This window comes from Sphaerisporangium sp. NPDC051011, from assembly GCF_040653595.1.
In the GTDB taxonomy this organism is placed as follows: Bacteria; Actinomycetota; Actinomycetes; order Streptosporangiales; family Streptosporangiaceae; genus Sphaerisporangium.
In genome coordinates, this window is sequence record NZ_JBFAGG010000008.1 from 44,968 (window position 1) to 65,679 (window position 20,712).

18 protein-coding genes are annotated in these 20,712 nt (G+C 72.3%); 7 read left to right on the forward strand and 11 right to left on the reverse strand.

Features of this window, described 5'->3' with window-relative positions:
• Positions 1-61: 61 nt before the first annotated feature.
• From AB0H21_RS19505 to AB0H21_RS19525, 5 genes are all read left to right on the forward strand, one after another.
• A complete protein-coding gene (locus tag AB0H21_RS19505; RefSeq protein WP_358518138.1) occupies positions 62-613 on the forward strand; it encodes a DUF4188 domain-containing protein in 552 nt (183 codons plus the stop codon).
• Between the two features lie 40 nt (positions 614-653).
• A complete protein-coding gene (locus tag AB0H21_RS19510; protein ID WP_358518140.1) occupies positions 654-2,387 on the forward strand; it encodes an acetyl-CoA carboxylase carboxyltransferase subunit alpha in 1,734 nt (577 codons plus the stop codon).
• Positions 2,388-2,389: 2 nt separating this feature from the next.
• Positions 2,390-2,920, forward strand: coding sequence for an acetyl-CoA carboxylase biotin carboxyl carrier protein (gene accB / locus AB0H21_RS19515; RefSeq protein WP_358518144.1), 531 nt, complete (start codon positions 2,390-2,392; stop codon positions 2,918-2,920).
• A gap of 10 nt (positions 2,921-2,930) precedes the next feature.
• The gene (accC, locus tag AB0H21_RS19520; RefSeq protein ID WP_358518146.1) at positions 2,931-4,295 is read left to right on the forward strand and encodes an acetyl-CoA carboxylase biotin carboxylase subunit; all 1,365 of its coding nucleotides are present in this window, start codon (positions 2,931-2,933) and stop codon (positions 4,293-4,295) included.
• 113 nt (positions 4,296-4,408) lie between these two features.
• The gene (locus AB0H21_RS19525) at positions 4,409-4,582 is read left to right on the forward strand and encodes a hypothetical protein (protein ID WP_358518148.1); all 174 of its coding nucleotides are present in this window, start codon (positions 4,409-4,411) and stop codon (positions 4,580-4,582) included.
• 125 nt (positions 4,583-4,707) lie between these two features.
• Here AB0H21_RS19525 and AB0H21_RS19530 read toward each other — a convergent pair whose 3' ends face one another.
• Together AB0H21_RS19530 and AB0H21_RS19535 are read right to left on the reverse strand one after the other, a co-directional pair.
• Positions 4,708-6,357, reverse strand: a complete 1,650-nt coding sequence (locus AB0H21_RS19530) for a hypothetical protein (protein ID WP_358518151.1) — start codon at positions 6,355-6,357, stop codon at positions 4,708-4,710.
• Between the two features lie 124 nt (positions 6,358-6,481).
• Complete coding sequence (locus AB0H21_RS19535; protein ID WP_358518154.1) at positions 6,482-7,834, reverse strand: glutamine synthetase family protein; 1,353 nt, start codon at positions 7,832-7,834, stop codon at positions 6,482-6,484.
• Between the two features lie 389 nt (positions 7,835-8,223).
• Between AB0H21_RS19535 and AB0H21_RS19540 the strand changes: the two genes are divergently transcribed.
• Together AB0H21_RS19540 and AB0H21_RS19545 are read left to right on the forward strand one after the other, a co-directional pair.
• Complete coding sequence (locus AB0H21_RS19540) at positions 8,224-8,592, forward strand: hypothetical protein (protein WP_358518156.1); 369 nt, start codon at positions 8,224-8,226, stop codon at positions 8,590-8,592.
• 279 nt (positions 8,593-8,871) lie between these two features.
• Positions 8,872-9,795 carry a DUF4429 domain-containing protein gene (locus AB0H21_RS19545; protein ID WP_358518159.1) on the forward strand — a complete coding sequence of 308 codons (924 nt, stop codon included), beginning with the start codon at positions 8,872-8,874 and terminating at the stop codon, positions 9,793-9,795.
• Between the two features lie 98 nt (positions 9,796-9,893).
• On the opposite strand, the gene AB0H21_RS19550 is transcribed toward AB0H21_RS19545, so the two are convergent.
• From AB0H21_RS19550 to AB0H21_RS19590, 9 genes are all read right to left on the reverse strand, one after another.
• Entirely contained in the window at positions 9,894-10,697 is an 804-nt protein-coding gene (locus tag AB0H21_RS19550) for a polysaccharide deacetylase family protein (RefSeq protein ID WP_358518162.1), read from the reverse strand.
• 228 nt (positions 10,698-10,925) lie between these two features.
• Complete coding sequence (locus tag AB0H21_RS19555; protein ID WP_358518165.1) at positions 10,926-11,618, reverse strand: ATP-binding cassette domain-containing protein; 693 nt, start codon at positions 11,616-11,618, stop codon at positions 10,926-10,928.
• Positions 11,618-13,459 carry a dipeptide/oligopeptide/nickel ABC transporter permease/ATP-binding protein gene (locus AB0H21_RS19560; protein WP_358518167.1) on the reverse strand — a complete coding sequence of 614 codons (1,842 nt, stop codon included), beginning with the start codon at positions 13,457-13,459 and terminating at the stop codon, positions 11,618-11,620. The genes AB0H21_RS19555 and AB0H21_RS19560 overlap by 1 nt, the downstream gene beginning before the upstream one ends.
• Positions 13,459-14,457: an ABC transporter permease gene (locus AB0H21_RS19565; RefSeq protein WP_358518170.1), complete on the reverse strand. Its 999-nt coding sequence runs from the start codon at positions 14,455-14,457 to the stop codon at positions 13,459-13,461. Before AB0H21_RS19565 ends, AB0H21_RS19560 begins: the two co-directional genes overlap by 1 nt.
• Entirely contained in the window at positions 14,458-16,044 is a 1,587-nt protein-coding gene (locus AB0H21_RS19570; RefSeq protein ID WP_358518173.1) for an ABC transporter substrate-binding protein, read from the reverse strand. It abuts the gene before it with no gap.
• Positions 16,045-16,138: 94 nt separating this feature from the next.
• Complete coding sequence (locus tag AB0H21_RS19575) at positions 16,139-17,722, reverse strand: helix-turn-helix domain-containing protein (protein ID WP_358518176.1); 1,584 nt, start codon at positions 17,720-17,722, stop codon at positions 16,139-16,141.
• Between the two features lie 111 nt (positions 17,723-17,833).
• Positions 17,834-19,159, reverse strand: a complete 1,326-nt coding sequence (locus AB0H21_RS19580) for a serine hydrolase (protein ID WP_358518179.1) — start codon at positions 19,157-19,159, stop codon at positions 17,834-17,836.
• Positions 19,108-19,533: a prolyl oligopeptidase family serine peptidase gene (locus AB0H21_RS19585; RefSeq protein WP_358518182.1), complete on the reverse strand. Its 426-nt coding sequence runs from the start codon at positions 19,531-19,533 to the stop codon at positions 19,108-19,110. Before AB0H21_RS19585 ends, AB0H21_RS19580 begins: the two co-directional genes overlap by 52 nt.
• A gap of 309 nt (positions 19,534-19,842) precedes the next feature.
• A complete protein-coding gene (locus tag AB0H21_RS19590; protein WP_358518185.1) occupies positions 19,843-20,634 on the reverse strand; it encodes a CPBP family intramembrane glutamic endopeptidase in 792 nt (263 codons plus the stop codon).
• Positions 20,635-20,712 lie beyond the last annotated feature (78 nt).

Below are 20,712 nucleotides of genomic sequence, written 5' to 3' on the forward strand. Positions count from 1 at the left end.
ATCCGGCGCCACCGGGCCCGCCCGGCCTGACACAGACCGGACACAGAGAGGAACAACCGCCATGGCCGACTCCCCAGCGGTCGACATGTACCGGGTCAACATGTACCGGCTCACCGTCGCGGGCCCTCCGGGGACGCCGCGCGAGACCACCCCGGTGAACGGGCGGCACGCCGCCGGCACCGACGGTGACGTCACCCTCTTCCTGATCGGCCTCCGGCTCAACCGGTGGCGCTCGATCGGCGCGGGCCTGCGCGTCGTGCGCGCGATGCTGCGCCTGCTCGCCGGTCTCCAGGGCGACCACGAGTCCGGCTACCGGGGGCACCGCATCCTGTTCGGCCCGTCCCCGCGCGAGGTGATGGTCCTGCAGTACTGGGCCGGCGAGGACCGGCTGCGGGCCTTCGCCACCGATCCGGGACACCGGCATCGCGAGGCCTGGCGGATGTTCGAGCAGATGGCCCGCTCCGGCGACGGCGTCGGACTGTGGCACGAGATCTACCGGGTGCCCCCAGGCGGGGCGTCCAGCTTCTACCGGGACACTCCGCCGGTCGGCTTGGCCGCGGTGGCGGGTCTCACCCCCAAACCGCGCGGGCGGCGGGTCGAGGCGCACACCTGACCCGAGGAATCTTCGGACACCTAAGAACCCGGGAGCGAACATGACTTCGGTGCTGAGCCGGCCAGAGACCGATCGGTCCGGCGACGAGAACCAGTGGACCAAATGCCCTGCCTGCACATCTCTGCTCTACCTGCGCCGGTTGAAGCGCCAGGACTGGGTGTGCCCGGAGTGCACCCACCCCCTGCGCCTGACCGTGGACGACCGGCTGGCGTTGCTGCTCGACCCGGGCTCGTTCCGCCGCTTCGACGCGGACCTCGGGCCGATGGACGTCCTCGGTTTCACCGACTCCAAGCCCTACCCGCAGCGCATCGCGGAGGCCCAGAAGCGGACCGGCGCGCAGGAGTCGGTCATCTGGGGGACCGGCACGATCGAGGACATGCCCCTCGTCGTCGCGGTCATGGCGTTCGAGTTCATGGGCGGCAGCGTCGGGGGCGTCACCGGTGAGCTGATCGCCCGCGCCGCCCGGCACGCCCTCGCCGAGCGGCTGCCGCTCCTGCTGGTCACCGCCTCCGGCGGCGCCCGCATGCAGGAGGGCGCGATCTCGCTGATGCAGCTCGCCAAGACCAGCCAGGAGATCGGGCGGCTGCGCGAGGCCGGGCTGCTGTGCGTCAACCTGCTCACCGACCCGACCTACGGCGGCGCGACGGCCTCGTTCGCCGTCCTCGGCGACATCGTGCTCGCCGAGCCGTCGGCCCGGATCGGTTTCGCCGGGCCGGGCGTCATCAAGCAGACCATCCGCCAGGACCTGCCGAAGAACTTCCAGCGCGCGGAGTCGCTCCAGGCCTGCGGCATGGTGGACGAGGTGGTGCCGCGCGACCGGCTCCGTCCCACGCTCGGCCGGCTGCTGCGCCTGCACTCCGGCACGACGCGGACGCCGGAGACGAAGGAGACGCCGGAGACGCCGCCCGCCCGCTCGCACGAGGCGCCATACCTCACCGACCCCATCACCCTGGACCGCGTGCCCGCCACCGAGGTCGTACGCACCGCCCGCAACATCGACCGTCCCACCACGCTGGACTACTGCGGGCAGATCTTCGACGAGTTCTTCGAGCTGCACGGCGACCGCTCCTCCGCGGACGACAAGGCGATCGTCGGCGGGATCGGCCTGCTCGCCGGGCGTCCGGTGGTGGTGATCGGTCACCAGAAGGGGCACGAGACCCCCGAGCTGATCCGCCGCAACTTCGGCATGCCGCAGCCGTCGGGCTACCACAAGGCCCGGCGCCTGATGGACCACGCCGAGCGGTTCGGCATGCCGCTCGTCACCTTCGTGGACACCCCGGGCGCGTACCCGGGCGTCGAGGCCGAGGAGCGCGGCCAGGGCACGGCCATCGCCGAGTGCATCCTGCGCATGTCCCGCCTCCGCGTCCCGGTGCTCTCGGTCGTCACCGGGGAGGGCGGCAGCGGCGGCGCGCTCGCGCTGGCCACCGCCAACCGGCTGCTGATCCTCCAGAACGCCTACTTCTCGGTGATCAGCCCCGAGGGCTGCGCGACGATCCTGTTCGGCAACGCCGGGCAGGCCGACCGCGCCGCCACCGAACTGCGCATCACGCCCCGCGACCTGCTGGAGCTCGGCGTGGTCGACGGCGTGATCCCCGAGCCCTCGCAGGGCGCACACAGTGACTGGGCGGCCACGGGAACGGCCGTCCGTGAGGCGATTTTGGCCGGACTAGCCGAACTATCCCCGTTGACGGCCGACTCTCTCGTCAAGGATCGGTACAGCCGCCATACTCGCTTCGGTGATCCGGATCGTCAGCTCCCCATCGGCCGGTGGTGAGGATGAGCGAGGAGACAGTCGACGTGCACGAGCAATCGAACGGGGACGGATTAAACGGGGACGTGACGCTGGCCGACCTGCGGCATGAGGTGCGCCAGCTCATCTCGGACGTCGGCCGGCCCATCCGCCGGGTGAGCCTGCGGGCGGGCACGGCGGTCATCGAGGTCGAATGGGAATCCAGCGGCCTGGTCGCGGAGGCGCCCGCCCCCGCGCCCGCCGCGCCGGCGCGGGAGCAGCAGGCCCCCGCCGCACCGGCCGCGGAGGCCGAGCCGGCCGCCGACCGGCACCGCATCGTCGCGCCGCTGGTCGGCACCTTCTACGGCGCCCCCTCCCCGGGCGCGGAGCCGTTCGTCAGCGTCGGCGACGTCGTGCAGGCGGGCAAGCAGGTGGCCATCGTCGAGGCGATGAAGCTGATGAACGCGGTGACCGCGGACCGCGCGGGCACGGTCGTGTCGGTCGAGGTGAGCGACGGCGAGTTCGTCGAGTTCGGCCAGACGCTCATCGTGATCGAGCCCGCCGACGGTTCCGAGTAGGGGTGAGCAGATGTTCCGCAAGGTGCTCGTCGCCAACCGCGGCGAGATCGCGTTACGGGTGATCCGCGCCTGCAAGGAGCTCGGCATCCGCACGGTCGCCGTCTACTCGACCGCGGACGCCGACTCCCTGCCCGTGCGCCTGGCCGACGAGTCCGTCTGCATCGGCCCGCCCGCGTCCCGTCTCAGCTACCTCAACGTGCCGAACATCATCGGCGCCGCCCTCAAGACCGGCGCCGACGCGATCCACCCGGGGTACGGGTTCCTGTCGGAGGACCCGTACTTCGCGGAGATCTGCGCCGACAACGGGATCACCTTCGTCGGCCCGCCGCCGGAGGTCATGGAGCACCTCGGCGACAAGTCGACGGCGCGCAAGCTGATGCAGGACGCCGGGCTGCCCCTGCTGCCCGGCACGGTCAGCCCGATCGTCTCGGTCGAGGAGGCCCTCTCCCTGGCCGACGAGATCGGCTACCCCGTGGTGCTCAAGGCCTCCGCCGGGGGCGGCGGCCGGGGCATCACCGTCGTGCAGCGCCGTGAGGACCTGCCGGAGGCCGTGCGCGCGACCCGCGCCAACGCCCAGGCGCTCTTCAAGGACGCGGCGGTGTACCTGGAGAAGTACCTCACCGGCGCCCGCCACATCGAGGTGCAGGTGATGGCGGACGACTACGGCACCGTCGTGCACCTCGGCGAGCGCGACTGCTCGGTGCAACGGCGCAAGCAGAAGCTGATCGAGGAGTCGCCCTCCCCCGTCGTCGACGCGGACCTGCGGCGGCGCATCGGCCAGGCAGCCGTCGACGGCGCCCGCTTCGTCGGGTACCGGGGCGCGGGGACGATGGAGTTCCTGCTGGACGGTGAGGGCCGCTTCTGGTTCATGGAGATGAACGCCCGCATCCAGGTGGAGCACCCGGTCACCGAGATGGTGACCGGCGTGGACCTGGTCCGCGAGCAGCTGCGGGTCGCGGCCGGTGAGCCGATGTCCCTGACGCAGGACGCGATCGAGCTGCGCGGCCACGCGGTCGAGTGCCGGGTCAACGCCGAGAACGCGGGCGCCGGGTTCGCCCCGACGCCGGGACGGCTGGACCGCTTCGACGCGCCGGGCGGGCCGTGGGTGCGCCTGGACACCCACTGCCTGGCGGGCAGCCGGGTGCCGCCGTACTACGACTCCTTGATCGCCAAGCTGATAGTGTGGGGTCCCGACCGCGACGCCGCGCTCGACCGGATGGCACGGGCCCTCGACGAGTTCCAGATCGAAGGGCGCGGGGTGCACACCACGATCGAGCTGCACCGTCGGGTCCTCGAACACCCGGACTTCCGGGCCGGAAGCGTCACCACCCAGTTCCTCGACCAGTACTTGAGCACCAATGGCACGCCGCCATAGCCTGAATCATCCCCGTGAGCAGCACGGGCCTGTGGCTACGGGTTGGCGTCGGGAACTCCTCCGGAGCGGTTCGAGAGGCAGGAGGTTCCCGCAATGGCAGAAGGTGATTCCAGATGGACCGAGAGAAGTCGACCCGTGCCCACGACGGTGAGCTCGACGAGACCATGGAGTCCCTGCGAGAGTCGATCGGCAGGATGCCGCGCGATATGACCAAGCGGTTGATCGCCGACGTCGTCGGCACGCGCAACGGCCGCGAGAAGGGCTCCGGAGCCCCGGCCAAGCGCTAGAGCGTTCAGCACCACCCGCGGGTGCGGGCCGTCACGTCCCCACGGCTCGCGCCGGCGAGGCGGCGGATTCGGGGATCCGCCCACCTCAGAGCGGCGCCACTCCTGGCATGCGGGCGAGATCGACATCACAAGATTCCGGCGCGCGGGGCGAGGGCGTCGGCGGGGTTCGCACACGGTTCGGGGTCGCCCACGCCCCAGGTCTCGTACTGCGCCTGCCGCAGGGTGCACGGGTCGAACACCCAGCCGTGGGCGTAGAACCCCGGGTCCAGGTTTGTGCGGTGGACGAGGACCGCGTCGCAGGTCACCGTGAACGGGCCGTTCCCCGGCTCGGGTCCGTCCCCGCAGTACCCGACGACGTCCTGCAGCCACCGCCGGTAGTCCGTGCCGGACTCCAGGCCCGCGGTCGCCGGCGCGGACCGTCCCGGGGGCATGTACGCGCCCGCGTTGGGGCTGCCTTCGAGGTTGGAGAACTTCACCGGGTCGACCTCGTTGAACCGGAACACCGCCGGGTACTGCCGCGCGTACCGGTTGATCGAGGTGTACTTGCGCCAGTCGTTCAGCGTGTATCCGAGGTACCCGGGGTCGAAGGTGGACGGCGACATGTTGGTCACCCCGACGGCCAGGCGGGTGTTCCCGGCGATGCCGTCCTCGCTGAGGATCGCGTCCATCGCCGCAGAGGACCGCAGCGGGTCGTCGTCGGAGAGCCGTGAGACGTCCATCATGCCGACGAGCTGGGTGCGGGGGAACTGCGAGGCCATCGCGCGGAACGTGCCACGCCAGGCCGCCGCCTGCCGGAGCGGGTCGGCGTCGGGCGGCGTGCAGTCGGAGGACCAGTCGAAGTCCCCCGCGTCCAGGAAGCCGTCGCCGTTGGCGTCCCCCTGGTAGCGGCCGTCGCAGTCGATGATCGGCGGGTACCACATCTCGGGGTACCGGGGCGTGCCCGCGCCGCCGACGTAGATCGCGGCGAGGTTCGGGTGCTCGTCGAACTCCGCCGCCACCCGGGCGGTCGCGTTGTTGAACATGTCCCCGGCAAGCGTGTCCCACGGGGTGAAGCCGATGGACGCGCCGCCCGGGCCGTCCAGGTACCGCATCAGCGGCTCGGCGAACCCGTCCGCGGGATCCTGGACGTACCACAGGGGTGTGGCGTTCCCGCCCACCTCGATGATGACGACGACCGGCAGCGTCCGCCCGGGGGCGTGGGTCGCGGCGTAGGACAGGGCCGCCCTGATGCGCGAGGTGTCCAGGCTGCCCGGCCCGGACGGCTGGAGCTGCCGCCAGGCCAGCACCACCGCGATGCCCCGTACCCAGGACGGGATCTCGCCGCCGGACTCGATGTAGGCGTAGGCGCCGTCCATCGGCGTGTCCGCCCAGCCGCCGGTGACGTACACGCCGCGGGTGAGCGTCTTGACCGAGGTCACGGGCGGGTTGTGCGGGGTGAACCCGACCGGCGCGGACCTGAGGCCCGTCTCGTCCACCATCACCGCGGTGTACGGCACGCCGCCGCCGAGTTCCCGGGTGTCGACCACCTGCCGCAGCCGGCCGTCCTCGCAGGCGGGGGTGAGGCGGGGCGCGGGGGCGGTCGCGCGGGCGGGGATGAGCAGCAGCCGCGCGGGGCAGCCGTCCGCCCGCAGGGTGATGATCCCGGACACCTTGCCGTGGCCGCCGAAGTCGCTGAGAAAGGACAGGCCGGGGGCGCCGCACCTGTAGCCGAGCGCCTCGGCGAGCATCACGACGACCAGACCGAGCGCCCGCAGCTTCGTCAGCATCTGACTCATGCCCCTACTCAGGTTTTCGGCGTCCTGTGTCGGCCAAAAACTAAACTCCGATCGGTTGGATCGGGTGAATGCCGGTGGTACGGCGGAGGGACGGCGAGCGAAGTGATCAGCCCCGCCGGCGGGGTCAGTGCTTCCAGCGCAGGCGGGCGGCGACCTCCTCGGGGCTCGCGTCCGCGAACAGGGCGATCTCGCCGCGGCGGACGGCGGCGACGGTGTCGATCAGCGGCTCGCCGAGCGCGTCCTTCAGCACGGGGTCGGCCTCGAACGCCGCCACGGCCGCGCCGAGGGACGACGGCAGCGGCGTGACCCCCTCGACGGTGACGGGGTCGGCCTCGACCGGGTCGGGCAGCGTCTCGCCGGCGATGCCCGCGCGACCGGCGGCCAGCAGTGCGGCCAGGGCGAGGTACGGGTTGGCCGCCGCGTCGAAGCACTTGACCTCGACGTTGGCCGCCCGCGCGCGCTCGCCGATCGACCCGGTGACGAACCGCAGCGCGGCCTCGCGGTTCTCCAGCCCCCAGCAGGCGTACGCGCCGGCCCAGTGGGAGGGCACGAGCCGCAGGTAGCTCGCCACGGACGGCGCGCCCACGGCGAGCAGCGCGGGAAGGCGGGACAGGATGCCCGCCGCGAAGCCCTCGCCCTCGGCGGTCATGCCGTAGCGGCGGTCGCCGCCCGCCATCAGGTCGGCGCCGTCGCGCCAGAGGCTGAGGTGGACGTGCCCGCCGTTGCCCACGCCCCCGGCCAGCACCTTCGGCGAGAAGCTGGCGCGCAGGCCGTGGTCCAGGCTGACGGCGCGGATCGTCTCGCGGACCAGCACGGCGGTGTCGGCGGCCCCGACCGGGTCCTCGGCCGCGACCGAGACCTCGTACTGCCCGGCGGCGTACTCGGGGTGGATCTGCTCGACCACCGCCCCGGCCACCGCCAGCGCCTCGACGATGTCGCGCAGGTAGCCGGCGCGTTCGGTGAGCCGCGTCATGCCGTACGCGGGGCCGGCGCAGGCGGGGACGAACTCGTCGCCCGCTCCGACGGAGGCGGCCCACTCGACCTCGAACGCCGCCTTGACGGTGAACCCCTCGGCCGCCAGGCGTTCGGTCTCGCGGCGGGCGAGGTGGCGGCCGTCCAGCGGATGGGGGTCGCCCTGCTGGTCGTACCGGTCGGCGGGGGCCCACGCCCAGCCGGGAAGCGGGGTGAGCACGGCCAGGCGGTGCAGGTCCGGGTACAGGCGCAGGTCGCCGACGGGGCCGCCGGTGAAGCGGCCGGTGACGATCGAGTCGTCCACGAGGAAGGCGTCGAACACCGGCGAGGCGCCGATGCCCCAGGCGGCGGCGTGCTCCAGCCGCGCGAGGGGCACGGCCTTGACCCTGGTCAGGCCGCTGGTGTCCACCCACGTCACGGCGACCGCGGTGACGCCGCTCGCGGCGAGCCCTCCGGCGGCCTTCTGCGCGAGCTCACCCCGTCGCGTGCGCTCTGGCTGGTCCATGCCGCCATCTTCTCCCGCCGCGCCCGGCCGGCGTCGACACGTTCGGCGCGCCGCGCGGTGACCGATCGGGGCAGGTGCGGTGACGAAACTCACAATCCACCTGTGGGGCGGTGAATACCGGCATAGGGGCAGCTCGTGGGGGTCATTCAAGATCGATGAAATCGGCGCGAATTTTCACGATCGTTCTCCCCGCCAAATGTGGCTTTTACCCCGTACCGTTGGACCCGGGGGGTTTCCACTGCGCTAATCCGGGCAGTCCGGTCGAGTTCACGCCGACCGTTGACCGTCCGAATGGAAGGCCGTGCCCGCCGGGGGGACCGGGACACGCCTTCCGAGTGACGGCGGCAGACCTGGCCGAATGACGGATGGCACCACGGAAGAGAGTCGTGATGACGAACGAGATCGCCGACAACACCGGCAGCGCCGGTAGCGCGGACAGCGCCGCGGACAGCGCCGCCAACAAAGCGGCGGCGCGCACGCTGGCGGCGCGGCTGCCCGGATGGACCGTCTGGTACGGCGAGCACACCCGGCGCTTCTGGGCGATGCCACGCTCGGCCGTGCCCGCCGGGACGCGGATGCCCGAAGGCGGCACCATCGAGGAGCTGGAGGCCGCGGTCCACCACATGCTGGGGACGGCGCCGCGTACGGAAGGCGCGCCCGCGTCGTGGCCGGAGCCTCCGGCCCAGGACCCCCTCAGGGCCGCTCCGGGCCACCTGGACCCGCAGCTGCACCGTCAGCCGGTCGGCGCCAACGGCTGACGCGAGGCGACCCCACCCCGCGACGCCTGACGACGGGCGTCGCGGCCGGTTACGTACCGGACGACGGCCGAGGCGATCCAGCTCGCGATCGAGTACGACCCGCAGCCGCCGTTCGACGCCGGATCGGTCGCCAAAGCACCGCAAAAGGCACGAGACTTCCTCGCCTCGGGCGCGCTGCGTCGCCGTCCGGCATCCGGCTGAGGGTAGGGCCACCCGACGCCGGAAAAACGCGGGGTCTCCACGCGCCCGGAGGGGCGGGGTGGCTCGTAAGATCCCGGTATGGCGGAGGTTTTGGTGCGCGACGGGACGTGGGCGTTCGACGGCGACACCATCAGGATCGTCCCGTCCCGCGACCGGCACGTGCACAAGCTGCGGCAACTCGTGGGCGAGCGGTCGGTGCCGCTCATGGCCGTGGCGGGCATCGCCTACGAGCCCGGCCGCAAGGGGGGACGGCTGAGGTTGCGGCTGCGCGAGGGCGCCGACCCCTTCGAGCAGGCCGCGCGCGGGCGCATCCCCGACTCCGCCGACCCCTACCAGCTCGCCGTCGACCAGGACCGCACGGGCGTCGCCGAGTACTTCGCCGACGAGGTGCGCAACGCGCTGGTGATCGAGCGGGTGCCGGAGGGCCCCTGCGACCACTACCTGCTGCCCGGACCGGCGGTGCCGCTGACGGCCTCGGCGGGCGACGGCACCGCGACGTTCGACGGCGCGTCGATCCGCCTGGACTGGAACTGGACGACCGAGACGGGCAAGCGGTCGGCCGGCCCGCAGATCTTCTCGCTGAAGGACCTGGCCGGCGTGGACTGGACGCCCGCCGCCGGGCTGGAGAACGGGCACGTCCGCTTCCGCGTCGCCGGCGTGAACACCCGGATGCCGCCCAAGCACGACCCGTCGTGCCTGGTCCTGTGGGGCATGGACAAGGAGACGCGGACGTTCGCGATGCTGCTCGCGGCGATCGCCGCGCGGCTGCCGCACCCGCTGGCCCCCTCGGACGCGCCCGTGCACGACGCGGCCGCGGTGGAGGCCGTCCCGTCCGACGCTCCCGCGCCCGGACCGGCCGGGTCCGGCGACACGACCGCCGGCGGGAGCGACGCGGACGCGCTGCTGCGCCGTCTGCGCGAGCTGGGCGAGCTGCGCCGCGAGGGCGTGCTCACCGAGGAGGAGTTCACGACCGCGAAGCAGGCGCTGCTCCGCCGGTTGTGAGCGGCGTGACCGGTGTGCGCGTCAGCAGCTCGTGCAGCCGCTCGCCGAACGCCGCCTAGTCGGCGTGAACGGGCGCCGTCCGGGCCAGGGGGAACGCGTCAGAGCGCGACGAACGTGAGCCCGCGCCGCTTCAGCCGCGGGATCACCGTGCGCAGGGCCTTCAGCGTCTCCGAACGGTCGCCGCCGCCGTCGTGGCACAGCAGGATCGCGCCCGGCCGGCAGGCCAGCATGCTCTTGGTGATGTGCCGCGTGCCCGGACGCGACCAGTCGCGGGGGTCGACGTTCCAGTCGATCGGGATCATGCCGTGGTCGTCCGCCGTGTGGACCACCCGGCGCGACCACGAGCCGCCCGGCGAGCGGAAGAACCGCGCGGCGACGCCCGTGGCGTCCGAGATGCGCTCCTGCGCCTCCACGATCTCGGACGTGATGCGCTTGGCCGGCAGCCGGTTGAACGGGATCGGGTGGTGCATGGTGTGGTTGCAGAGCTGGTGCCCGGCCTGGACGATGCGCTCGGCCAGCCGCGGATACCGCTTCACCTGGATGCCGATGAGCGAGAACGTCGCCCGAACGTCGTGCTCGTCCAGCAGGTCGAGCATCTTCGGCGTCCACTCCGGGTGGGGGCCGTCGTCGATGGTGAGCGCGATGGCGTTGCCCGGCGCGGCGGGCGTGAGGTCGATCAGGCTGTGCACGGGCTGGTGGCGGGCCTTCAGGTGCGACGGCGTCCACTCCGAGGGCGGCTTGGCGGGGCGCGGGCGTTTCGCCGCGGGCTTGCGCGCCAAGGTGTGCCCGGCGACGGGCGGGACGGCGGGCGTCGTCACAGCGTCACCCACGATCAGGGAAGCGAGCGTCAGCGCACCGAGAGCCTGCAGGGCACGGCGACGGCCGAGCTCGCTATCCTCCACGGTCACACAGTACCCACCTATCGCGGGAATTGCCCTGACTGACAGGACCGGTCAGGGTAACCGTGAGGTAGAGGTCACTACGCCGGAGAGCAAGCATGGCTTGACGGTTTCCCGCCGCTCTCAGGAGCCCGCCGGACGGGCAGGGGCCGAACACGCCGGCGACCGGCCCCGGAACTCCAGGACCGGCCGCCGGCGCACATGCGGGCCGGGTGGCCGCCCGGCGCCGCCTCAGCTTCGGCCGAGGCGGGGAACCGCGTCGATGAGGGAGCGGGTGTAGTCGTCCTTGGGCGTGCCCACCACGTCCTCGGTCGGCCCCATCTCGACCAGCCTGCCCTGGTGCATCACCGCGACGACGTCGGAGACGTACCGGACCACGGCGAGGTTGTGGGAGATGAACAGCATCGAGAACCCCAGTTCCTCGCGCAGCGAGCGGACCAGGTTGAGCACCGCGCCCTGGACGGACACGTCCAGGGCCGAGGTGATCTCGTCGGCGACCAGCACCTCGGGCCGGGCGCAGAGCGCCCGTGCGATCGCCACCCGCTGGCGCTGGCCTCCGGACAGCTCGCGAGGGTAGCGCCCCGCCAGCGCGGCGGGCAGCGATACCAGCGACAGCAGCCGCTCCACCTCCGCCTGGCGGGCGGCCCTCGGCAGGCGCAGCCCCTCGGCCACCGACGCGCCCACGGTCATGCGCGGGTCGAGGGAGGCCTGGGGGTCCTGGAAGACCATCTGCACCCGCCGCTGATCGCATCCCTCGACGGCGCCGGTGTACGGCACAAGGCCGGCCACCGCCCTCGCGAGTGTGGACTTGCCCGACCCCGACTCCCCCACCAGGCCGACGATCACCCCGGAGGGGATCTCCAGTGTGACGTCGTCGACGGCGGTGAACGCGCCGAACCGTACGGTCAGGTTCTTGATGATCATCAAGCCTCCCAGCAGGCGACGCGGTGCGCCTTGCCGTGATCGACCAGGGGTGGGCGCTGCGCGCACCGGGCGGTGGCCAGCTCGCAGCGGGCCGCGAAGGCGCAGCCCCCGGCGGTCCCGTCTGCCTCGGCGATCTCGGCGGGCGACGGCTGGCGGCCCGGGATGCTCGCCAGCGGCCGTGACCTGTCGGTCTCCATGTCGGGCAGCGAGGCGACCAGCGCGCGGGTGTAGGGGTGCGCGGCTCCGGAGGCCAGCTCCTTCACGGGCAGTTCCTCGACCACGCGCCCCGCGTACATCACCACGACCCGGTCGCACAGCTCTCCGACCACGGCGATGTCATGGGAGATGAACAGGGTCGCCGCGCCGGTCTCGTCGGTCACCTCGCGCAGCAGCCGGAGTATCTGCCGCTGCACGGTCACGTCGAGGGCGGTGGTCGGCTCGTCGGCGATGATCAGCCGGGGCGAGCCCATCAGGCCCATCGCGATCACCACGCGCTGCCGCATGCCGCCGGACAGCTCGTGCGGGTGCTGGCGGGCCCTCTTGGCGGGCTCCGGGATGTGGACGTGCCCGAGCCGGTCCAGCGCTCTGCTCCTGGCCTCGGCACGGCTCGCGCCCTGGTGGACCGTCGCCACCTCGGCGAGCTGCCCGCCGACTTTCAGCGCCGGGTTGAGCGAGGCCATCGGGTCCTGGAAGACCATCGCCAGCGACGTTCCGAGCAGCTTGCGGCGCTCGGCCTCCGGCAGCTCGCGCACATCGGCTCCGCACAGCCGCAGCCGTCCCGCGCTCACCTCGCCCGGGTACGGGACCAGCCCGCCGATCGCCGAGGCGGTCAGGCTCTTCCCGCTGCCCGACTCGCCCACCAGGCCGACGATCTCGCCGGGGGCGATGGTCAGCGACAGGCCGCGCACCGGCGTCACGCCGCCGGGGAAGGCGACGGTCAGGTCCCGCACCTCCAGCACCGCCTCGGGGGCGGGTTCGCCGAGGCCGGTGGTATCGGGAGCGGCCCGGAGCCGGGCCTTGCGCGCCGGGGTCGGTTTGCGCGACGCCGCGTTCGCCAGGGCGTCCCCGAGCAGGTTGAACCCGATGCCCGCGAGGGCGACCGCGACGGCGGGGCCGAGGGCGACGGCCGGGGTGGCGTAGATCCGGCTGAAGCCGTCGAAGAGCAGCCGTCCCCAGTCGAACGACGGCGGCTGCACGCCGAGGCCGAGGAAGGACATCCCGGCGAGCGCGAGGAGCGCGCCGCCCAGCGCCTGGGTGAGGTTGAGTATCAGGGGTTCGGCGATGTTGGGCAGGATGTGCCGTGTCATGACGCGCCGGCGTGGGACGCGGAGCATGCGGGCGGCGGCCACGTAGTCGGCCTTGGCGACCGAGGCCGCGAGCGTCTGGGTGAGCCGGGCGAAGCCGGGGGCGATGGCGGCGCCGATGCCGAGCACCGCCCCTCGCGCGCCGAGCCCGGTGACCACCGCGATGAACATCGAGAGCAGCAGGCCGGGGAAGGCGACCAGCGCGTTGACCGTGCCGGTGATCAGGCGTCCCAAGCGGCGGGGCAGCACCGAGGGGAGCGCGCCGAGCACGGTGCCCGCCCCCGCGCCGATGAGCGTGGCCAGCAGGGCGAGGGTGAGCGAGAGCCGTCCCGCGACGAGCACCCGGGCGAGGATGTCGCGGCCCAGGTTGTCGGTGCCGAGCGGGTGCGCGGCCGATGCCCCCTGGAGGATGGCCGCGGAGTCGATGCGCTCGGCGGTGGCGCCCCAGATCGGCGGCCCGATGATCGCGAAGATCACCATGAGCGCGACCAGGACGGCCCCGGCGAGCCCGGCCGGGTTCCGCAGCGGGTGCCGCATCAGGTCTCCTTCAGCGCGGAGGTGGGGTCGAGCAGGCCGAGCAGCAGATCGACGAGGAGGTTCACCACCAGCACGATCGCGCCGTAGACGAGGATCACGCCCTGGGCGACCGGATAGTCCTTCTGGGTGATGGACTCCACGACCCGGAGCCCGAGGCCCGGCCAGGCGAAGACGTACTCCACCAGCACGCTCCCGGCGATCAGGCCGGTCAGCAGCAGCCCGCCCACGGTCAGGGTCGCGGTGAGCGTGTTGGGCAGCACGTGCCTGAGGTAGAGACGGGCGGTCGGCAGTCGCTTGGCACGCGCGAGCCTGATGTAGTCGGTGCCGAGCTCGCGCAGGGTTTCCACGCGGGAGATCCTGGCGATCATCGCCATGGGCGCGATGGCCAGGGCGGCGATCGGCAGGAGGTAGGACTCGGGCCCTGCCTTGCCCGCGGGCGGGAGCCAGCCGAGCCCGATCGCGAACACCGTCACCAGGGCGATCGAGTAGAGGAACTCCGGCACCGCGACGGTCGCGCCGGTCGCCGAGGTGAACGTCACCTCGGTGCCCCTGTTGCGGCCGTTCTCGGTGCGGATCGCGGCCCACATGCCGAGCGGCACCGCCGCGAGAAGTGCCACGACGGTCGCGCTCAGGGCGAGCGCGAGGGTGTTGGGCAGCCGGGCGGCGATGACGTCGCCGACCGGCTCCCCGCTGAGGAACGACGTGCCGAAGTCCCCGCCGAGCACGTGGCGGACGTAGGACACGAGCTGGGACAGGATCGGCTGGTCGAGCCCGAGCGCCTCGCGCCTGGCCTCGACCAGCTCGACCGGCGCGGCCGGGCCGAGCGAGGCGCGCACGGGGTCGCCGGGGATCAGGTGGATCATCCCGAAGGACGCGACGAGGAGCACGGCGAGCGAGATGGCGAACCGGACGACGCGCCGCAGCACGAGCCCGCCGCGCACCCGTCCGGCGAGCGCCCGCCGCGGGCCCGCGGCGGGCGGGCGGGTCGGCTCGGCCATTCAGCCTCCCTCGGCCAGCCGGATCGAGGTGGGCGCGAACAGGCCCGCCGTCATGTCGAACGTGGCGTTCTTGGCCGCGATCAGCGCGGTGTTCTCCACGACCGGGATCAGGTCGGCGTTTTCGAACAGCGCCGACTCCGACTCCAGCCAGAGCTTGCAGCCCTCCGCGGCCGGCTTGAGCGCGGCCTCGGCCACGAGCTTCTCGTAGCGGGCGTTGGCCAGGTGGGCGAAGTTGGCGCCCTTCGGCGCGGCCGGTCCCGACAGGAACCCGACGAGCTGGGAGGGCAGCGTGACACCGATCGGCAGCCAGACGACGTCCCAGTCCTGGGTGACGTTGAGCGACTCCGCCATCTTGGTGTCGATGACGCCGTTCAGCGTGACGTCTACGCCCGCCTTCTTCCACGCCGCCGCCAGGTACTCGGCCGCGGCCTGCACGCCCGCGCCTCTGGTGGTGGCGTACAGCAGGCGCAGGGTGAGCTTGTGACCGTCCTTGACGCGGACGCCGTCGGGACCGGCCTTCCAGCCGGCGGCGTCCAGCGCCGCGGACGCGGCGGCTTCGTCGAAGGCGGGGACGTGACCGGCGACGGTGTCGCCTTGGCAGGGCCGTGGTTCCTGCACCAGCCCGGTAGCGGGGCGGCCGGTGCCGCTCGAGGAGATCCCGGCGAGCTCCTTGAGGTTGACCGCCTGGGTGAGCGCCTTGCGCACCGCCGGGTCCTTGGCGGGACGGTCGTCGCCCTGATGGTAGAAGAACTGCCCGTTACCGGCAGATATGACGGTCTTGCCGATGCCCGGAAGGGCCTCCAGTCGCGCGCGGTCGGGGCCGTAGACGACCCCGCCGTTGAGGCCGCCGGAGATCAGCAGGTTGGCCGTGGTCTGCTCGTTCGGCACGACCTTCAGCACGACCTTGGCCGGCTGGCCGGGGTTCTTGGTGGTGGCGCCGCCGGGCCCCCAGGCGTAGTCCTCGCGCACCTGGAACGTGTAGTGGTCGCTCGGCACCGCCTCGGTGAGCTTGTAGGCCCCGGAGCCGGAGGTGCCGTGGGCCAGCACCGAGCGGTCCTTGACCCCTTTACCGCAGACGACGAAGATCACAGGCGCGCTCTCCAGGATGAAGCTGAACGGCTTCGGGGTGGACAGCGTCACCGTTCCCGCCGCCTCGTCCGCCTCGGCCTTCATCCCGATTGGGACGAACACGCCGTAGAGGGGCGACTTGGTGGCCGGGTCGGCGATGTGGTTGACGTTCTCGGCCACGTCGGCGGGGGTGAGCTTCGAGCCGTCGGAGCAGGTGACGTCCTTGCGAAGCGTGAAGGTGACCGAGTCGGGCTTGACGTCCCACTTCTCGGCCAGTCCGGGGACGATCTTCCCATCGGGCCCGTAGTGGACGAGGGTGTCGTAGGCCATCGACAGCACGGTGTTGGTGACCGACAGCACGCCCATGGCCGGGTCGAGCGCACCGGGGTCGGCGCCGATCGCGAAGGTGAAGGTGCCGCCTTCGGCGGGGCCGCCTGACCGGGTGCCCTCCGCACCTCCGCACGCGGCCGCGAACAGACTGAGGGCGCCGAGCATGGCCGCCGCTCCTGTGTTTCTCATCAAGACTCCAGGGAGCTGGGGTGATGCCCCACATTCGCCGGTTCCCGGCGATCCTTCTTCGTCCCCGCCGACGAAAAGTGGAGGGCTCATCGTGCTATCGCCCGAAGATCCGCATCTGGAGCATCGCGGCCAGCCGTGCGTCGGGGTCGGCCATGTCCAGGCCGCTGATCTCGATGAGCCGCTTCAACCGGTAGCGGAAGGTGTTGGAGTGGACGTGCACCGTCGCCGAGGCGGCGTTGACGTCGCCGAAGGCGTCCAGGTACGCCCGGAGGGTGGCGGCCAGCTCGCTGCCGTGCTCGGCGTCGTAGGCGAGCAGCCGCTCGTACGGCCCCGTGGGCGTCTGTTCCTCGGCCTGCACCAGGTCTGCGAGCTGAAGCAGCAGCGACTCGAAGTGGACGCCGGTGTATCCGGCGACCGCGCCGGACGCCTCGCGGGCGCGCAGCACCCGCAACGCGCGGTCGGCGTCGGCCCGGGACCTCGCCACCTCCGCCAGGTTGCGCGCCATCCGCCCCACGCCGATGTTGGCCGCGTGGCGGGGACCGACGCGGGTGAGGAAGCTTTCGGCGACCCACACGGCCCGCGCCTCCTCCTCTCCGCTCCCGTGCATGGGCAGGATGGCGTAGGCCACCGAGCCGACCACCGCGGCGGCCGCCTTGGGATGGATGGCGCCGACGTGCAGGGCGAGCGCGTCGCAGAACCGCTGCCCGTCGCTTTCCCTGCGTGCGGCGTCGAGGTCGCCGTCGCCGCTGAGCTGGGCGGCGAGCACGCAGAGCCGCTCGCTCGCGACGCCGAGCCTGCCCGCGGCCTCGGCGGCGTCCGCGCCGCCCGCGAGAACGGTCGACAGCAGGTCGGCCCGCAGCCGCCGCCGGGTGTCGGCTCCGGCCCGCTGCCGCAGCAGGTGCAGCGCGACGATCGCGGCGGCGTCGGCGAGCGCCTGCCGGCGCTGCGGGCTCAGCGGCTCCCGCACCGCGGCCCAGATGGAGCCGAGGATCTCGTCGCCCGAGCGCACGGCGACCGCCGCCCGGTTGAGGATGTCGTCGTTCAGCTCTATGTAGATCGGCTCTCGGCTCCGGTAGAGCTGCCGGAAGAAGCCGCGCTCCTCCAGCATCCGCCGGTACCGTACCGGCACCTGGCGGCGGAGCACGGTCTCGACCCTGCTCGCATCGGCCTCGTCCTGCCGCCCGGAGTACGCCAGCACCCGTGAGGACCGGTCCTCGATGGTGATCGGGGCGTCGAGCAGCGCGCACACGGCGTTGGCCAGCGCGAACAGGTCGTCGATCGGGGCCTCCCCCGAGCCTGTGACGTCGCCCTCGGCCAGCAGGGAGCGCAGCAGCGCGGCCACCTGCGCCCACGACGCGGCCCTGGTGAGGCCCAGCACCGCCACCCCGGTCTGGCGGACCTTCGCGCGGACGCGGTCGTCGGCGTCGAACGGCTGCTTGACGATGACGCCCGCCGCCGGGCCGGCCGCGTCGAGCAGAGCGCAGACCTGATCGGGGCGGTCGACCCCGACGGCGAGCAGGATGCCCCCCGCGGGCAGGAGCAGCTCGTCGAGGGGGTCGTAGATGTGTACGCCGGTGACCTCGGTGTCGAGTTCCCCGGGCGAGGCGGCCACGTCGAGCACGGTGCTCCCCAGGTCCTCAAGGATGCGCCGGAGGCTGGCACGCGGCCGATCGCTCATCTGCGTACGATACTGGACAGAGATTGACATTATTCGCTCAGGCGACCAATCGCCGCCGTGTCAGGCACTCGGCAGCGCCCGGCAGTCTGGTGCCCGCCCTCCTCCGGCTCCTCAGGCGATCTTGGGTGTGGCACGCACGCCGAGGTGGATGTACGGCGAGCCGTCGGCGAGCTCGTAGAAGACGGCAGACATCCACTGCGGCTCCCCCTCCGGGCGGCCGACGAAGGTGGTGTCGTCCACGGGAACGAGGTCGAACTCCACGGGCGGGTGCAACCCGGCGAGGGCGCCGGTGGCCTCGCTGAGAAGCGAGAGCCTGCCGTCGCGGACCGTCAGCGTCATCCGGCTGCCCGCCCGCTCGTACACCCCCGCGTACCGCTCGACGTCGGTCTCGAACGGCTCGGCGGGCGGTCCGAGCACGGGAGGCACGGCCAGGCCGATGAGCTGGTCGAAGAGCTCGGTGGCGACCGCGTGCTGGAAGGCGGCGGTGTGGCCGCCGTTGGCCAGCAGGCAGACCACCGTCTCGGTCTCGGGGACCATCCAGAGCATGGCGGCCTGGCCGATGGTGTTGCCGCCGTGAGAGACGACGCGGCGGCCCTGCCACTCGTCCAGGATCCAGCCGATGCCCCACTGCTTGCCCAGGGTGTGCGGGTTCGGGATGTCCACCTGGGGCTCCCACATCGCCCGGGGGTCGGCGAGCAGCCCGGTGCCGAGGTGGGCGCGGGCGAAGGCCACCACATCGGCGGGCCGGGCGCAGATCAGCCCGGCCGGGCCGCAGGAGCGCATCAGGCCCCAGGCGGGGGCGGGCCTGCCGTCGAGGTGCCCCATCGCGCCGCGGAAGCGCAGGACGTCCTCCGGCAGGGTCCAGGTGTGGGTCAGGCCGAGCGGCTCGATGATCTGCTCACGCAGCGCCGCGTCCCAGACCTTGCCGGTGAGGCGCTCCACGACGCGCCCGGCGATGATGAATCCCGAGTTGCAGTACGACTGGGTGACGCCGAGGGGGTGGTTCTGCGCGAGGTCGGCGCACGCCTGCACGTACTTCTCCACGCAGTCGTCACCCCTGCCGGTGTCGAGGAACAGGTCCCCGTCGATGCCGGAGGTGTGCGAGAGAAGGTGCCTGATCGTGACGGTCTTGGTCACCTCCGGGTCGGCGACCTTGAACTCCGGCAGCACCTCGACGACCGGGGTGTCGAGCGTCAGACGCCCCGCCTCGACCATGAGCATGATCTGGGTGGCCGTCCAGACCTTGCTGACCGAGCCGATCTGGAAGAGGGAGTCGGTGGTCACCTCCACCCCGGTGTCCACGTTGAGCACGCCGGCGGCGAACTCGTGCACCTCTCCCCCGTGCAGGAAGGCGAGGTTCGCGCCCGGAACCTCGTATTCGGCGATCAGCTCCGCGAGGCGGGCGTGCCACCGACCGGAATCCACTGCTCCAGCCACTCGACGATCCTTTCGTTGTAGTCCACCCGATGGGACGGGCGGCCGTTGAGAATGAACAGGTGGGACGCGCCCGGATAGCGGACCATCCGGACCGGCACGCCCTGCGCGCGCAACGCGGTGAACCACTGCTCGGCCTGGCCGACGGGGCACAGGTCGTCGTCCTCGCCGTGGAGGAGCAGCGTCGGCGTGGTCACCCGGGCCACGTGCGTCAGCGGGGACTGCCCCGCTATGTCGTCGCGGCACTCATACGTCTTCAGGAAGTGTCCGAGCTCGGAGGTGGCGACCGTGTAGGCCACGGTGCTCCCGTCGGGGCACAGCCGGGGGTCTCCTGGCACCGCGATCCGGTAGAGGTCGCTGAGGGAGAGGTGAGGCATGACCGAACACTAGGCACCGTCCGGCGCGGCAACTTCGGTCTCCGCGACGAATCCGATCCGATCCATTGTGCTTCCATACAACCCACGACCGACCGACGGAACGGGCGAACCCACCCCGCCGCGCCCCTCAGGACGTGAGGACGGCTCGCCGCGCCACCACCCGACCCACGGCCGATCCCACGCCGTCCTGGCCCTCAGCACGCGAGGACCGGCTTGGACGTGCTTTGCGCCACACCCCTCGCTCCTCTGCGCCGTCCGCCGCCCCCTCGCCCACGGGGCCTTTACGGCAAGCGGGAGAGACGACCGCCTTTACGGCAGCCAGGAGACACGGCCCCGCAGGATGCCATAGCCGACGAAGGCGACGGCGTCGATCAGTGTGTGCGCGACGACCAGCGGCATCGCCCGCCCCCACTTCTGGTACAGGCGCCCGAACAACAGCCCCATCGCGACGTTGCCGATGAAACCGCCGAAGCCCTGGTACAGGTGGTAGGACCCGCGGATCAGCGACGACACCGCGACCGCGTGCCACGGCCGCCAGCGCAGCTCGGCCAGCCGGTGCAGCAGGTATCCGGCGACGATCACCTCCTCCAGCACGCCGTTCTGCGCGGCGGCGAGCAGCAGGACGGGGACGCGCCACCACGTGTCGGGGAGCGCGTCCGGCACGACGTCGAGGTTGACGCCCGCGCCGAAGGCGATGAGGTAGAAGACCAGCCCGGTGCCGCCGACCACGGCCGCGAGGGCGGCGCCGCGCAGCGCGTCCCTGCCCGGTTCGCGGGCGTCCACGCCGATGGTCCGCAGCGACCCGGCGGAGCGGGCGAGCAGATAGGCGACAAGGGCGACGGGCGCCAGGTCGAGGGCGAGGTCGACGAGCTGGAGTGCGAGGTCGAACCACGGCCGGCCGGGGGCCCGCGTGCCGACGAGGACGGCCTGCTGCCCGCTCAGCGCCCGCGGGGCGGTCAGCGAGCCGATCAGGGACACCAGCGCGCGCAGGCCGCTGGCGCCCAGCGACACCGCGAAGACCACGATGATCTCCATGCGGATCAGCCGGGGCGAGAACGCCGGCGCGACGACGGCGGCCGGGGGCGGCGGAGAGGCGTGCATGCCCGCAGCGTAGCCGTGACCGCATAAGCCCATCGACAGCATCGACAGCACCATGATTCGAACGCATCTTCGAAGAAA